General features: G+C 29.0%; 17 protein-coding genes. 16 read left to right on the top strand and 1 reads right to left on the bottom strand.

Annotation, left to right across the window (positions count from 1 at the left end; translation table 11 throughout):
* Positions 1–5: 5 nt before the first annotated feature.
* Both ylqF and VIM70_RS01150 read left to right on the top strand, forming a co-directional pair.
* Complete coding sequence (gene ylqF, locus VIM70_RS01155) at positions 6–857, top strand: ribosome biogenesis GTPase YlqF (protein WP_331943377.1); 852 nt, start codon at positions 6–8, stop codon at positions 855–857.
* 101 nt (positions 858–958) lie between these two features.
* Positions 959–1,777 (top strand): ribonuclease HII, encoded by an 819-nt coding sequence (locus tag VIM70_RS01150; protein ID WP_331943264.1) that lies wholly within the window; start codon positions 959–961, stop codon positions 1,775–1,777.
* Between the two features lie 79 nt (positions 1,778–1,856).
* Here the strand turns inward: VIM70_RS01150 and VIM70_RS01145 are convergent, their stop codons facing one another.
* Entirely contained in the window at positions 1,857–2,225 is a 369-nt protein-coding gene (locus VIM70_RS01145) for a YraN family protein (RefSeq protein WP_331943262.1), read from the bottom strand.
* Between the two features lie 225 nt (positions 2,226–2,450).
* Here VIM70_RS01145 and VIM70_RS23355 point away from each other — a divergent pair, with 225 nt between their 5' ends.
* The 14 genes from VIM70_RS23355 to VIM70_RS01080 all read left to right on the top strand — a co-directional run bounded on the left by VIM70_RS23355 (position 2,451) and on the right by VIM70_RS01080 (position 15,896).
* Positions 2,451–2,696: a glycosyltransferase gene (locus VIM70_RS23355; protein ID WP_414648636.1), complete on the top strand. Its 246-nt coding sequence runs from the start codon at positions 2,451–2,453 to the stop codon at positions 2,694–2,696.
* A gap of 66 nt (positions 2,697–2,762) precedes the next feature.
* Positions 2,763–3,440, top strand: a complete 678-nt coding sequence (locus tag VIM70_RS01140; RefSeq protein ID WP_331943260.1) for a glycosyltransferase family 4 protein — start codon at positions 2,763–2,765, stop codon at positions 3,438–3,440.
* Positions 3,434–3,886, top strand: a complete 453-nt coding sequence (locus tag VIM70_RS01135) for a glycosyltransferase (RefSeq protein ID WP_331943375.1) — start codon at positions 3,434–3,436, stop codon at positions 3,884–3,886. Before VIM70_RS01140 ends, VIM70_RS01135 begins: the two co-directional genes overlap by 7 nt.
* 264 nt (positions 3,887–4,150) lie before the next feature.
* Positions 4,151–4,534: a DUF3937 family protein gene (locus tag VIM70_RS01130; RefSeq protein ID WP_331943257.1), complete on the top strand. Its 384-nt coding sequence runs from the start codon at positions 4,151–4,153 to the stop codon at positions 4,532–4,534.
* Positions 4,535–5,070: 536 nt separating this feature from the next.
* Entirely contained in the window at positions 5,071–6,594 is a 1,524-nt protein-coding gene (locus VIM70_RS01125; RefSeq protein ID WP_331943255.1) for a YifB family Mg chelatase-like AAA ATPase, read from the top strand.
* 44 nt (positions 6,595–6,638) lie between these two features.
* Positions 6,639–7,721: a DNA-processing protein DprA gene (gene dprA / locus VIM70_RS01120; RefSeq protein ID WP_331943253.1), complete on the top strand. Its 1,083-nt coding sequence runs from the start codon at positions 6,639–6,641 to the stop codon at positions 7,719–7,721.
* 47 nt (positions 7,722–7,768) lie between these two features.
* Entirely contained in the window at positions 7,769–9,880 is a 2,112-nt protein-coding gene (gene topA, locus VIM70_RS01115; RefSeq protein WP_331943251.1) for a type I DNA topoisomerase, read from the top strand.
* A 223-nt stretch (positions 9,881–10,103) separates the two neighbouring features.
* A complete protein-coding gene (codY, locus tag VIM70_RS01110; protein WP_331943373.1) occupies positions 10,104–10,880 on the top strand; it encodes a GTP-sensing pleiotropic transcriptional regulator CodY in 777 nt (258 codons plus the stop codon).
* Between the two features lie 194 nt (positions 10,881–11,074).
* Positions 11,075–11,776, top strand: a complete 702-nt coding sequence (rpsB, locus tag VIM70_RS01105; protein WP_331943249.1) for a 30S ribosomal protein S2 — start codon at positions 11,075–11,077, stop codon at positions 11,774–11,776.
* 112 nt (positions 11,777–11,888) lie between these two features.
* Positions 11,889–12,809, top strand: coding sequence for a translation elongation factor Ts (tsf, locus tag VIM70_RS01100; protein WP_331943247.1), 921 nt, complete (start codon positions 11,889–11,891; stop codon positions 12,807–12,809).
* Positions 12,810–12,928: 119 nt separating this feature from the next.
* Positions 12,929–13,657, top strand: a complete 729-nt coding sequence (gene pyrH / locus VIM70_RS01095) for a UMP kinase (RefSeq protein ID WP_331943244.1) — start codon at positions 12,929–12,931, stop codon at positions 13,655–13,657.
* A 15-nt stretch (positions 13,658–13,672) separates the two neighbouring features.
* A complete protein-coding gene (gene frr, locus VIM70_RS01090) occupies positions 13,673–14,230 on the top strand; it encodes a ribosome recycling factor (protein ID WP_331943242.1) in 558 nt (185 codons plus the stop codon).
* Positions 14,231–14,374: 144 nt separating this feature from the next.
* Positions 14,375–15,079 carry an isoprenyl transferase gene (locus VIM70_RS01085; RefSeq protein WP_331943371.1) on the top strand — a complete coding sequence of 235 codons (705 nt, stop codon included), beginning with the start codon at positions 14,375–14,377 and terminating at the stop codon, positions 15,077–15,079.
* Positions 15,080–15,089: 10 nt separating this feature from the next.
* Positions 15,090–15,896: a phosphatidate cytidylyltransferase gene (locus tag VIM70_RS01080; protein WP_331943240.1), complete on the top strand. Its 807-nt coding sequence runs from the start codon at positions 15,090–15,092 to the stop codon at positions 15,894–15,896.
* The last annotated feature ends 458 nt before the right edge of the window (positions 15,897–16,354 follow it).

The raw sequence follows: 16,354 nt of genomic DNA, 5'->3' as shown, positions 1-16,354 counted from the left end.
TGGGAATGACCATAAATTGGTTTCCAGGTCATATGGCAAAGACTAGAAGACAAATTCAAGAGAGTTTAAAGCTTGTTGATGCTGTAATAGAAATTAGAGATGCAAGGATAGTTAAATCAAGTGCAAATCCACAAATTGATGAAATATGCAAAGATAAGCCTAGAGTTATCTTGCTCAATAAAAGTGATTTAGCAGAGGATAAAGTGACTAAACAATGGATAGAAAAACTTACAACTGAAAATGTAAGGCCCCTAGCTGTTAATTGTATTACAGGTCAAGGGCTAAAAGGAATAAAAATCACACTTGATGAGTTATTAAAAGAGAAACATGATAGGCAAAGAAAAAAAGGGTTAGTTAATATAGTTACAAGAGTTATGGTAGTTGGTATACCCAATGTTGGTAAATCTTCTTTTATAAATAAATTGGGGAAAAACAACATTGCTAAAACTGGAGATAGGCCAGGGGTTACTAAAACCAAGCAATGGATAAAAACTAGCTTAGGGATAGAACTTATGGATACCCCAGGTGTGTTGTGGCCTAGATTTGAGGATGAGGCAGTTGGACTTAATTTAGCCTTTACAGGAGCTATAAAAGATGAAGTTATAGATATAGAGGAATTAGCACTTAAATTAATAGAAAGACTTCAAATTAATAATGGGCAAAGGCTAATGGAAAGATATAAACTTTCAGAAATCATGGAAAATCCTTTAGACAATCTAGACAATATAGCTAAAAAAAGGGGATCTGTAATTTCTAGGGGTAATATTGACTACAATAGGGTGGCAGTTATGCTTTTAGACGAATTTAGAGGTGGGAAACTAGGGTCTATATCTCTAGAAAGAGTAGATGAGGTTTAATTTTCTATATAAGGTATCTTAAAAAATAATTGGATAAAGAGTGGATTATTTTTTAAGATGCCTAATTAAGATAATTTAGAAAGCATTAAGGAGAAAATACTATGGAATTTAATACTGATTTTTCAAAATTAACTTATAAAGAAATATATACATACATTAATAGTATAGAAAATATTGAAAACGTTTTCTATATTAGTAGCAAAGGAAGCATGTTAAATATGCTCCTACAAGATAATAGGAAAACTGTTCAAAAGTTAGGTAGTAAAATATGTAAAACATTAGAGATAAATGAAAAGGAAATTCAAAGAGTAAAAAAGATGTACGATTTTGATAGAAATTTTGGAAACTATAAATATATAGCTGGGGTAGATGAAGTTGGAAGAGGGCCTTTAGCTGGACCAATAGTTGCTGCGGCTGTAATATTAGATTTAAAATCAAATGAGAATAAAGACTTAATCTTAAGAGCTAACGATTCTAAAAAATTATCAATAGCAGTAAGAAAAGAGCTATCTTTTATTATTAAAGAAAAAGCCTTATCATATAAAATAATTGCTATAGATAATGAACAAATTGATGATAAAGGGATTGGCTGGTGCAATAATCAAGTGTTTTTAGATTGCTGCACAGGACTTGATATTAAACCAGATCTAGTATTATCTGATGGTTATAAAATAAAGAACTTTCCAAATTTAAATGAGTTTGTAATAAAGGGAGATACATTAAGCATAAGCATAGCTTGCGCCTCTATAATTGCTAAGGTGTATAGAGATGAACTTATGTTAGAGTATCATAATACATATCCAAACTATGGATTTAATAAGAATGTTGGGTATGGAACTCAGGAACATGTGCTTGCAATAAAAAAATATGGTACTACTCCAATACATAGAAAAAGTTTTTTGAAAAATATTTTAGATTAAAATAATAATTAAAAAAATTTACAAATATACTTATGGCCTTAAGTACATTTGTAAATTTTACTTTTTTGATACAAAGAAACTATAATTGAAAAGCATTCTCTATATGATTAATTAAAAAGTCATTATTATCATTATTTAGCAGGATTTCTATAACATCAAATCTAAAATCGAAGTATATAATATTTTTCTTTAGTATATAAACCTGAGCTGTTTTATAAATTTTATGTTGTTTAGATAAGGTAACTGACTCAGCTGGCAATCCAAACTTAATGCCATATCTAGTTTTCACCTCTATAAAACAAATATAACCTTTAAACATCGTAATTATATCTATTTCACCACATTTGCATCTGAAATTTTTGTCTAAAATCGTATATCCTAAATTTTTTAAAAAAATTTCTGACATATCCTCACCGAGTGCACCGATATCTTTATTAAAATTCTTCATTCAAGACATCCTTCCATAAATTCTATAAATAAGGAAATAGTTTTGTTAAATCTTCAAAAATATTTCCTTTAGATAATTTTAAGCAAGTAGTTGATTTTTTAAATTGGATTATTTAATTATTTGAAAATGTTAATTAGAACTGATAACGTTGATAATTTGATTTTAAGTATATTATTTCCAGTTTTAATTATTAATATACCTTAGACCCTTTAATTTATTACAACATTGGATAGAAAAGAAGTTATAAAAGAGCTGCTAGGTGTATATATATTTACAGTTACATCTCTTTGGGAAGGGTTATCTATTTCACTCCTTGAGAGAATGTATTTAGGTAAATCAGTTATAGTTTCAAATGTAACAGGTAATAAAGATGTTGTATATAATAATATAAATGGTTATTTAGCAATTGAATTAAATGATTATACAAAATCTATCAAACATATAACATTAAATAATATTATATTATATTAGATTTTAAATTTAAAGACAAAGTTAGATATATATGAATAAAAAATTCTTAGTAAGGATGGTTTTGAAATGGTCTATAAAGTATTACATCTATTATCAACTAAAACACTAAATGGCACGGGAAGATTGGCATTAGATATATGCACTAATTTAGATAAAGGTATTTTTCAAGCAGTAACAGTATGTGCAGGAGATGAACTGAAGAGTTGTTTCCAGGAAGAATCCATAGAATCCTTTAAAATTGATATTAGTAACTTAAATATTATAGAAATTTTAAAATTAAGAAAACTAATAAAAAATGAGAATATAAGTTTAATACATGCACATGATGTACGTGCATCTATAGCTGCAAAACTAGCAAGTGTCACAATGAATATCATTTTGATATCTCATATTCATGGAGAATATGATTGGTTAAAAAATAATTCTATATTAAAGATTATCGATAGAATATTTAGAGACAAATATGATTTGTCTCTAGTTTGTTCAAAAAACGTTAGAGAACTTTATTGCAACTATAATAGCAAATGCGATAAAGATAAAGTAATTGCGTTACCAAATAGTTTCGACTTGGGACAAATAAACAAAGCCAATATTATATTTAGTGAAGATTTTAAATCTTTGAATAATATACCTAAGGGTAAATATATTTTTGGATATATTGGAAGATTAACTGATTTAAAAGGTATAGATTTACTTATAGACAGCTTCAATTTGTTTCAAAAAAAAATAATAATTCAATTTTAATTATAGTAGGTGAGGGTAAAGAAAAAGAAAAATTGATGAATTTGGTAATAAAGTATAATATATCAACAAAAATTTATTTTATGGGAAATAGAAGGGATGTTTACAATTGGCTTAATATATTTGATTGCTTTATATTGCCTTCTAAAAGAGAAGGGCTTCCGTTAACTATATTAGAAGCTATGGCTATGAAAAAAATTGTTATTTCTATGTCCGTTGGTGGAATACCTGAATTAATAGTGAATAATTATAATGGAATATTAATAGAGGAAAGAGAGCCTCAGCTATTACTTAAATCAATGGAGTATATTTATGAAAATAAAAGAGAAATAAGTAAAATCATAGAGAATGCTTACAAACATTTAATAATGAATTATAGTATTGAGGATTATATTAATAATATTCAGGAATTTTATGAGGTTTTAATAGAGCTCCATAAAAATAAATAATAGAAAGAACAATAAAGTATCTCCTATGCTAGAGCCTATTCTTATATATTATTAAAAAATGGGGTTTGAGACACTCGTTTGGTAACAAAATCAAAGGTGGATAAATGTGTGGTTAGTTATTAAAAATATTTTAAGGTCATAATAAGATGTTTTAAAATTAATATAAATAATTAATTTAGAGAGTATTTACATGTATTATGTTCTAATGTATAGAAAAAGGAGTAAAAATTAAAGTAAATGGATTTATTAAAAAAAGGAGATTTTATGAAAAAAAATATTTCTTATAAATTTAGAAATAAAATTTTTTTAAATATTAAGTTAGTAAAAGTAATAATTAGCATCTTTGTAATATTAGGTGTAATTACGTTTCTTCCCCATTTTTTTAGAAATACTTATATAGTTACCATTGCAAATAAGCAAGTAGTAATTCGTGATAAAATTAATACGTATTTAATTTATGCACAAATGGAAGATGGTAATATAAAGGTATTTAAAAATACTAACAGTTTACTAGAATTTAAAATTCATTCTGAAGATGTGTATTGGGGATTGAGAATTAATAGAAAATATGAAATTAAAGCATATGGTTTTAGTATACCACTATTATCATCTTATCAAAATATTATTAAAGTTAAATGGGTACAATAGGAAGAGAATAATAGAATCCATTGATTTATACTCTTCTTTACTTGATAGTTTTAACCTAGATATGGTAAAAGGAATTTCTCTGTTTTGAAATCCTTTTACTGTTTTTTAGTGCAAATCAATTTGTGCATATAAACAATAACTCATTTTGAACGATTAGCGTGAGCTTTTTTAATAGCAGCCTTAATTCAATAAATATGGCCTATGAAAGAGAGTTTTCTGAATTGTTTTCATTACCATTAAGTATTATAAAATGTGCATTTGAATAATCATAAGAATAATAAACTCCGTACACAGGTAAAGTTATTATGCCTGTGTTTTTTTGTTTGAAAAAAAGATTTAATGAACTAAATTCCATGATAAAGATTAACGAGTTTGATAACTATTTTCCCGAGGAACAAAACACCATAGGTTGATGAAATCAAAGATACACTTAGAGAAATTGAAAGTACTAAAAAATAAATTTCATTGAAAGTTATTTTGTTGGTAATTATGTCAATAATTATACAATAAGAAATAATAAGGGTAAAGGTGATAATATGGCAATACAAATTATGTCTGCTGCATTTACAGGAATAAAAGGGATTTTAGTTACCGTTGAAATTGATATTACTCGTGGATTACCCGCACTAAATATAGTAGGCCTTGCAGATATTTCAGTTAAAGAATCAAAAGAACGTGTACGTTCAGCAATACTAAACTCAGGCTTTGATTATCCAGTAAATAGAATAACAATTAATTTGGCACCAGCGGATTTAAAAAAAGAAGGATCTCTTTTCGATTTACCAATAGCTATAGGCATCTTACTTGCAACAAAACAAATAAATGTTAATGATATTAATGATTATCTTTTCATAGGAGAATTATCTTTATCTGGTCAACTTAAGAAAGTGAGAGGGTCTTTACCTGTTGTAATGGAAGGATTAGAAAATAATATAGAAAAGTTTATAGTTCCGACGTACAATGCAAAAGAATGTAGTCTTGTTAAATCTGCAAAGATATTTCCTTTAGATAATCTAAAGCAAGTAGTGGATTTTTTGAATTATAAGGATTTATTGCCTTATCAGCGGAGTAACAATGAAGAAATATTAATCAATGAAAAGTTAGATTATGAAGATGTTATGGGACAAGAGAGTTCAAAACGAGCTATTGAAGTAGCAGCTGCTGGAGGTCACAATTTGCTTATGTATGGACCTCCTGGTTCGGGTAAATCAATGATGGCTAAGAGAATCCCTACTATATTACCCTCTTTAAGTCAAGAGGAATCACTTGAGGTTACCAAAATTTATAGTGTCTCTGGAAAGCTTGGAGATAATGGTGGAATTATTCTGCAAAGACCGTTTAGGAGTCCTCACCATACTATATCACGGATTGCATTGGTTGGTGGAGGAAATAAAATAATACCTGGAGAAATCTCTTTGGCACATAAGGGTGTATTGTTTTTAGATGAGATATTAGAATTTAAGAAAAATGTATTAGAAATATTAAGACAGCCTTTAGAGGAAAGAAAAATTAGTATTTCAAGAATAAATGGAACTGTGGAATACCCATCAAATTTTATGTTTGTAAGTGCATTGAATCCTTGTCCTTGCGGCTACTATGGGTCTTACGAGAAGCAATGTAGATGTAGTGAATATGAAAGGCGAAGGTATTTGAGTAAGCTTAGCGGACCATTACTCGATCGAATTGACATATTTACAGCGGTGAATTTTCTGCCATATAATAAAATAGTTAGCGGAAAAAATAGTGAGAAATCAAATATTATTAAAAAAAGAGTAGAAGCAGCAAGGAAGATTCAAGAGGAGCGCTTTAAAATAGAGGAAATTCATTGTAATGCGGAGATGAGTCAGAAGCTAATAAAAAGCTACTGTCATTTAGACAAAAAAGCTAGTAGAATTATGGAACTCATGTATAATAAATTCACATTAAGCACAAGAGCTTATTCTAGGATTCTTAAGGTATCAAGAACTATAGCTGATTTAGATGGAAGTGAAAATATATTAGATAAACATATTATTGAAGCTATGCAATATAGAAAATTTATTGATGAGAGAATAGTTTAAAGATAAATATCTGAAAAAATTAAACAGAGGAGGTAGTAAAAAGAATGAATGACTATGATATATGGTTTTCTTTAGTTAAATTATCACCTAAAAATAAATTAAAATTAATAAATGATTTCCATACTACGCAACAAATATGGTATTATGGAGTACATAATAAAAAAACAGAATATTTTAAAAATAACCTAATTGACGTTTTGACCAATGCTTGGGATAAAAATGAAATGGATAATGTCAAAAGAAATATGGAGTCTAATGAAATAAAATCAATTTCATATTTTGAAGATGAATATCCAAGAAAACTAAAAAATTATGATGATGCACCATATATCCTTTTTTATAAAGGAAACATATTACCATTAAATGAGGGATATAGTATTTCTATAGTAGGATCAAGAAAGTATTCAAATTATGGTAAGGATGTAACTAAAATTATATGTTCAGATTTATGTGCTAATAATATTAATGTTATTAGTGGAATGGCTAAGGGCATTGATACTTTTGCCCATGAGAGCTGTTTGGAAAGTAATGGGTATACTTGTGCAGTTTTAGGCTCAGGACTTGATATAGTATATCCTAAAGAAAATTTAAAAATTTTCAATAAAATAGTCGAAAAAGGTTGTGTTATTTCGGAATTTTTACCAGGAACACAGCCATATGTGTATAATTTTCCTCAGAGGAATAGAATAATAAGTGCTCTCAGTGATATTATTATTGTAGTAGAGGCAGGAGAAAAAAGTGGATCATTAATTACAGCAAATTTAGCACTTGAACAAGGAAAAGATGTTATGGCTGTTCCAGGGTCAATATTTTCATTTGAGAGTAAAGGGACAAATAAATTAATTAAAGATGGAGCATTCCCTCTTACATGTACAGATGATATATTTAATTTAATGGGAATAGAAGTAAAAAATCAAAAAAAAACCAAAATAAGATCTTATAATAACCTAATTAATAGAGAAATATATGACATTATAAATGATAGTCCACTACATATTAACGATATTATTAGAATAACTAACATTGACATAAAACAATTATATGAGGTATTATTTGAAATGCAGATTAAAAATGAAGTATTATGTCTAGCAGGAAATTATTATGTAAGAGTAAATGACAAAATATAAGTGAAAATATATTAACTATATTAGAATACATTGATGGAGGGGATAAGATGGGACAGAAACTTGTTATAGTTGAGTCACCAGCAAAAGCTAAAACCATAAAAAAATATTTAGGTAGCAATTATATAGTAGAAGCGTCTATGGGACATGTTAGAGATTTGCCGAAAAGTCAATTAGGGGTCGATATTGAAAATAATTATCAGCCTAAATATATAACTATCCGTGGTAAGGGAGAACTTCTTGATAAATTAAGAAAAGCAGCAAAAAAAAGTGATAAAATTTATCTCGCAACAGATCCTGATAGGGAAGGCGAAGCTATAGCTTGGCATTTGGCAAAAGCACTAAAAATAGATGAAAAAGATAAGTGTAGAATAGAATTTAATGAAATAACAAAAACAGCAGTCAAGAACGCCATAAAATCTCCAAGGGTAATAAATGGAACCCTTGTGGATGCCCAACAAGCAAGGCGTATACTTGATAGATTAGTTGGATATGAAATTAGCCCTATACTTTGGAGAAAGGTAAAGTGGGGTCTTAGTGCAGGAAGAGTTCAATCAGTTACACTTAAAATAATTTGTGATAGACAAAAGGAAATAGAAAAATTCATAACTAAGGAATATTGGACTATAGAATGTGAACTATTTAAAGAAGGAGAATCACAGAAGTTAAATCTAAAATTAACTTCAAAGGGCGGAATTAAAATTGAAATGAATTCTAAAGAAGAAAGTGATAATATTATTAATTTACTTAATGAGAAAGAATTTATTGTAAGCAAAATAAAGAAATCCTCTAAGAGTAAAAATCCGCTACCACCATTCATAACAAGCACGCTTCAACAAGATGCTTATAGAAAACTTAATTTCGCAACTAAGAGAACTATGTCTATAGCACAACAATTATATGAAGGCATGGAGATAGAAGGACATGGAACAGTCGGGTTAATTACATATATGAGAACTGATTCTACCAGAATAGCGGAAGAAGCTCAAATAAGTGCAAAAGAATTCATTCAGAGTATATATGGGGAGAAATACTATCCTAGTACCCCAAGAATATTTAAAAGTAAAAAAAACATCCAAGATGGGCATGAAGCTATTAGGCCATCAAATGTTGAGATAACACCAGAAATAGCAAAAAAGACTCTTAAAGCTCCACAATATAAACTATACACATTAATTTGGAACAGATATTTAGCAAGTCAGATGGAATCCTGTTTGCTTGATACTATATCTATAGATGTTGAGAATGGAGAGTATATTCTAAAAGCCTCCGGATCTAAAGTAACCTTCGATGGATTTAGAAAAATTTATGATGGAGAAATAGATGACGAGGAAAATACTTTGAAATTTCCAGAACTTCTTGAAGGTGATATTTTAAAGCGTGAAAAAATAGAAGGAAAGCAGCATTTTACTCAGCCACCTGCTAAATTTTCTGAGGCTTCTCTTGTAAAAACATTAGAAGAAAACGGTATAGGTAGACCAAGTACTTATGCACCAATTATAACAACTCTTCTCAATAGAAAATATGTAGAAAAAGATCAAAAGGCCTTAGAAGTAACAGAACTTGGTAATATTGTAAATAATATATTAAGCGAATATTTTAAACAGATAGTTGATATTGAATTTACAGCGCAAATGGAGAATAATTTAGATTATATAGAAGAAGGACAAGAAAAATGGCAGAATATAGTTAATAACTTTTTTACCCCTTTGAAAGAAGATATTGAAATTGCTGAGAAAGATATAGCTAAAATAACAATCGAAGATGAAGTAACAGAAGTAGTATGTGATAAATGTGGTAAGTTTATGGTGATAAAACATGGAAGATTTGGTGATTTTCTGGCATGTCCCGGATATCCAGAGTGTAAAAATACTAAGGCAATTACTAAAGAATTAGATGTACCTTGCCCTAAATGTGGTGGAACAATTTTAGAACGAAGAAGTAAAAAGGGTACTAAATTTTTTGGATGCAGTAATTACCCACAGTGTGATTTTGTAAGTTGGCATGAGCCTACTGAAATAAAATGCCCAGAGTGTAATACATATATGGTTAAAAGGTATAGTAAAACTAAAGGTGACTATATGGAATGTTCGAACGTTGAATGTAAACACAAAGAATATAAAGCGGAAGAAAATAACGAAGCAATTAATGAAGAAAAGTAAAATTAGTGTATTTAACTAAAAATTCACTAAATTTTATAAATATAATGTCGAAATTTATGGGGATACTGTTGATATGGCATGAATGTTGTGATATTATTAATTTGGGAAAGAATAATTCTAAAAATTTGAAATATTTTGAATTGCACCTATTTTAAAGGATAACAGCATTTCAAATTGCTTAATTAATATAGGTTCTATTTTATAACATATAATGAGGAGGAATATCGTGTCACTATTAGATAAAACAAGAATGTTAAATAAAATATTACAGAAATCAGGAACAGAACCAGTGGTTTTTGATGATATTTGTAATTTACTAAGTGATGTATTACAATGTAATGTATATATTGTTAGTAGAAAAGGAAAAATATTGGGTTATAATTTATCAAGTGGGTTCGAATGTGATATTGTAAAAGATGAGATTTTAAAAAACATGAGATTTCCAGAAAATTACAATAACAATTTGCTTAATATCAATGAAACAAAATCTAATCTTACAAATGAAAATGCTTGTGTATTCGAAGATAATAAAGAGTGTGCAATAGAGCATAAAATGTCAACTATAGTTCCGATAAATGGAAATAGAGAAAGACTAGGTACCCTTTTACTTGCAAGATTTGATAAAGAATTTACAGATGATGATTTAGTATTAGTTGAATATAGTGCGACTATTGTTGGACTTGAAATATTAAGAGCTAAAAATGACCTAATAGAAGAAGAAGCAAGGAAAAAAGCAGTAGTGCAACTTGCTATTGGAACATTATCTTATTCAGAACTCGAAGCTGTACAACATATTTTTAATGAATTAGATGGTATTGAAGGATTGCTCGTAGCATCAAGAATAGCAGATAAAGTTGGAATAACTAGATCCGTTATAGTTAATGCACTCAGAAAATTTGAGAGTGCAGGAGTAATAGAATCGAGATCCCTTGGAATGAAGGGCACTCATATTAAAATATTAAATGAGAAACTAATTGACGAGCTGAAAAAAATAAAATAAATTAAGACAGGACATTAATGTCCTGTCTTAATTTATTTTTAATTTTATTAATATTTATGTTGAATACATCGGTACCTTGTGCTATACTACACAGGTGAGAAAATACACACATTACTTAATTATGGAAGGGTCCCAAAAATTGGGCTTCAATAAGATGATGGTAATGGAGGTAAAAACCAAGGAGGTTATTATTAATGGCAGTTATTTCAATGAAGCAATTATTAGAAGCAGGTGTTCATTTCGGTCATCAAACTAGAAGATGGAATCCAAAAATGGCACAATACATATTTACAGAAAGAAATGGTATATACATTATCGATTTACAAAAAACAGTTAGAAAAATTGATGAGGCATATGATTTTATTAAATCTGTATCTGAAGAAGGCAAGGATGTTCTATTTGTAGGAACAAAAAAACAAGCTCAAGAAGCTATTAAATTTGAATCTATAAGAGCCGGTATGCATTTTGTAAATAATAGATGGTTAGGCGGAATGTTAACAAACTTTAAAACAATTAAAACAAGAATAGCAAGATTAGAAACATTATATAAAATGGAAGAAGATGGGACTTTTGAAGTTCTTCCTAAAAAAGAAGTTAGTCACCTTTTAAATGAAAGAGAGAAACTAGAAAAGAACTTAGGCGGAATTAGAAGTATGGATGCAAGCAAAATTGGAGCTTTATTTATAGTAGATCCAAGAAAAGAAAAGAATGCAATATCTGAAGCTAAAATACTTGGAATTCCTGTAATTGCTATAGTTGACACAAACTGTGATCCAGATGAAGTTGATTATGTAATTCCAGGTAACGATGATGCTATAAGAGCAGTTAAATTAATAACTGAAAGATTAGCTGATGCTATTATAGAAGGAAGACAGGGCGAACAATTAGCTGAATAATAGTAACTATATATATCTAATATGATAATTATTGAGAGAACAGTTGAGGGGTAGGTGGAGGTTAAGTCTTTCATTTACCTTTTAAATTAGATAGGAATAGGAGGAAATAATAATGATTAGTGCAAGCATGGTTAAAGAGTTAAGAGAAAAAACTGGGGCTGGAATGATGGATTGCAAAAGAGCTCTAACTGAAACGGATGGTAACTTGGACAAAGCAGTTGAACTTTTAAGAGAAAAAGGTTTGGCAGCAGCTGCAAAAAAAGCTGGAAGAATAGCTGCAGAAGGATTAGTATTCACATATATTTCAGAAGATATGAAAGTTGGATCTGTTGTAGAGGTTAATTGTGAAACAGACTTCGTTGCTGATAATGAAGAGTTTATTACTTTAACAAAAAATGTAGCAATGCAAGCAGCACAAACTAACTCAACTACTATTGAAGGATTAACTTCTGAAAAATACATAGCTGATGGAGCAATAACTATTACTGATGCAGTTACAGCTTTAATAGCAAAACTAGGCGAGAATATGTCTGTAAGAAGATTTCAAAAGTTTTCTATTGAAAATGGTATAGTTCAAAGCTATATTCATGGTGGTGGAAGAATAGGCGTTTTAGTAGAACTTTCATGTGAAAAACAAGATGATGCGTTAGCTAAGATTGCTAAAGATGTTGCAATGCAAATTGCAGCTGCTAGTCCTTTATTCTTAGACAACACATGTGTTGATACTGAAACTTTAGAAAAAGAAAAAGAAATATATAGAGTGCAGGCTTTAAACGAAGGAAAACCAGAAAAAATTGTTGAAAAAATGGTAATGGGTAGAGTAAATAAGTATTATAAAGAAGTTTGTTTGCTTGAACAAGTTTGGGTTAAAAATGCTGACTATACTATTACAAAATATCTTCAAGAAGAATCTAAGAAACTTGGTGCTGACATAAAGGTAACAAGATTTGTTAGATTTGAAAGAGGAGAAGGCATAGAAAAGAAAGTGGAAAATTTTGCTGAAGAAGTTAAAAGACAAGTAGAAGGTAAATAATAATTAAAGGGAACACTAAGTGTTCTCTTTTTTAAAATAAGCAAAGTTTTAAAAAAGTAATGTTTAAAAAAAGTAATACTTTAAAATAGTAATACTTTAAATCAGGAGGTATAATGTTTATGGAGGTTGCTAAATATAAAAGAATTATGCTTAAAATTTCTGGAGAAGCTTTAGCTGGTGAAAAGGGTTTTGGAATAGATTTTGAAATCACTAATGTTATAGCACTTCAGATAAAAGAGTTAGTTAGATTAGGTGTTGAAATAGGAATAGTTGTTGGTGCTGGGAATATATGGCGTGGTAGAAGTGGGGACGGTATGGATAGGACTACTGCAGATTATATGGGAATGATGGCAACATGTATTAATGCATTAGCACTTCAAGATTCTTTGGAGAATATAGGTGTAAATACTAGGGTGCAAACTGCCATTGAAATGAAGGCAGTAGCAGAACCATTTATAAGAAGAAAAGCTATGAGGCATTTAGAAAAAGGCAGAGTTGTTATATTCGCAGCTGGCACAGGAAATCCATATTTTTCAACAGATACAGCAGCAGCACTTAGAGCGGCAGAAATAGAAGCTGAAGTAATTCTACTTGCTAAAAAAGTTGATGGAGTTTACGATAAAGATCCACATTTATATGATGATGCTAAGAAGTTTGATAGTCTTACTTATCTTAATGTTCTTGAAAAAGGGCTACAAGTTATGGATTCTACAGCTACATCATTATGTATGGATAATAATATACCAATATTAGTTTTTGGATTAGATAATCCTGAAAACATAAAAAAAGCAATTTTAGGAGAAAAAATTGGTACTTTAGTATCTGATTGTACTAAGGAATCAGTATAAAATGGAGGGAATTCTATGATTAAACAAATTATTAGTCTTGCTGATGAAAAAATGAAAAAATCTATTGCTGTTTTAAAACATGAGCTTGGAAGTCTTAAAGCAGGTAGGGCAAATGCTTCAATGCTAGATAGAATTCGTGTTGAGTCTTATGGAAGTCTTGTTCCAGTAAGTCAAGTAGCAAACGTATCATCACCAGAAGCTAGGGTACTTCTAATTCAACCATGGGATAAAGCAACTATGAAAGAGATAGAAAAAGCTATATTGAAATCTGATTTAGGATTAAACCCATCAAATGATGGATCCGCAATTAGATTAATTATTCCTGAACTTACTGAGGAAACAAGAAAAAATTTACTTAAAATTGTTAAGAAAACTGGTGAAGAAGCTAAAGTTGCTGTTAGATCTATTAGGCGAGATGCAAATGATAAAATAAAGGCTTTGAAAAAAAACAGTGAAATTACTGAAGATGAAGTTAAAAAATCGGAAGATATCATTCAAAAAGAAACAGATAAATTTATTAAAGAAGTAGATCAATTAATAGATAATAAAGAAAAAGAAATAATGTCAGTTTAGTATATAATTTTAAATAGAACCTGCATAAATGCAGGTTCTATTTAAAATTATACTATAACAACTAAAAAGGAGGGAATTTTATTGAAAAAATTATTCGCTTTTTTGAAAAAGAAAAAAAATACTAATAATAAAGTAGAGTTAGATATGTCAAAAATACCTAAGCATATTGCAATTATAATGGATGGAAATGGTAGATGGGCTAAAAAACGTAATTTACCGAGAGCACTTGGGCATAAGGCTGGAGTTGAGGCTATTAGAAAAATAGTTAAAGAATGCAATAATTTAGGAGTTGAATATTTAACACTTTATGCATTTTCAACTGAAAATTGGAATAGACCTTTAAAAGAGGTTGATTCTTTAATGAAATTATTAGTAGAGTACCTAAAAAATGAATTCGAGGAATTAAACGCTAATAATGTTGTTATTAATTCCATTGGGAACATATCAGAATTACCTTTGATATGCAAAGCAGAATTAAATCATGCTTATGAAAAAACAAAAAATAATAAAGGATTGATTTTAAATTTAGCTCTAAATTATGGTGGAAGAAACGAGATATTAGATGCTGTAAAAGAGATTTCACTAGATTTAATGAGTGAAAAAATATCTAAAGATGAAATAAATGAAGATTTACTTTCAAGATATATGTATACAAGCGGAATGCCAGATCCAGACCTTATAATAAGACCAAGTGGGGAATTAAGATTAAGTAATTTTTTACTATGGCAGAGCGCATACTCAGAACTTTGGTTTTCAGATATTAATTGGCCAGATTTTCATGAGGAAGAGCTGAGAGCTGCAATACTTAATTATCAAAAAAGAGATAGAAGATTTGGAAAGGTTAAATAGGTGAGAAATTATGAATAATAGATATATAGGAGCACTTGTTCTAGCGCCGTTTATAATATTTTTATTTTTAGGTGGAGTATACTTAAAATATAGTGTAATGGTACTTTCACTTTTGGGAATGTATGAGTTCTATAAAGTTTCTAGAAAAAAACATTATAAGCCAATTGGGTTTGTAGGATATATATTATGCATAGTTTATTACTTAAATATGAGCAATAATTTTATATCCAGCTTTAATATATATATTTTAATAGCAATTATTTTCTTATTATTATGTATTCCTGTGGTCTATACAAATTATAATTTTGTAGATGTTGCTCTCACTATTTTTGGTTTTTTGTATGTGGCAGTATTTTTTAGTTTTATAGTTTTTATAAATAATAAATTATATGGTCAATATCTAGTATGGATTATATTTATTTGTTCTTGGGGCTGTGACACTTCAGCTTACTATTCTGGAAGGTTCTTAGGTAGGGGCGGAAAACATAAGCTATGCCCTAAAGTTAGTCCCAATAAAACTATTGAGGGCTCAATAGGAGGACTCCTAGGAAGCACTATAGGATGTATAATTTATGGCTATGCTATTTCGAAATGTGGGGTTACCATTCAACTATATCATTACGCTGCAATTGGTGTACTTTGTGGTGTTTTTGGGCAATTTGGAGATTTAATAGCATCATCAATAAAAAGATTTGTAGGGGCCAAGGACTATAGCAGTCTTATTCCAGGCCACGGCGGCATTTTGGACAGATTTGATAGTATTCTATTTGTGTCTGTTGTAGCATTTTATTATATTACATTCGTGATAGGATTATAATTAGGGGCCTGTTGAAGGCAGAATAAATTTAATCTTATCTTTTGACTCTTAAGATAATCATATATTGAACAAAATGCAAAGAAACAATTCGTAGGGAGTTGGCATTTAAGACAATATATGATTTTCTTATTGCCTAAAACATTTTATTGTAATATTCAATTATATTCTATATTAATATTTTTGATATTTAATGAATACAATATAATAAATACTAAAATTCATAGAAAATGAACGGTAAATACTACAAATCAGATATTTATTTACAAAATAGAAAATATTACTAAATGCTTTATTTTAGTATATAAATATGTTATATTATATGCTATACAAGGATTAATTATTTTAAAAATATGGGGTCTGTTATATGTTAATTGGTAAGATCATCAAGATTTTGGTTACTACATTATAAACTATGATAGTGGTGGTATAACTCAGTATTGATCTTATTTCCGTTGATT

Source organism: Clostridium sp., assembly GCF_036569345.1.
GTDB lineage: Bacteria > Bacillota > Clostridia > Clostridiales > Clostridiaceae > Clostridium_AD.
Note: the sequence above shows the minus strand (reverse complement) of the source record. Positions and strands in the feature narration are given on the sequence as shown.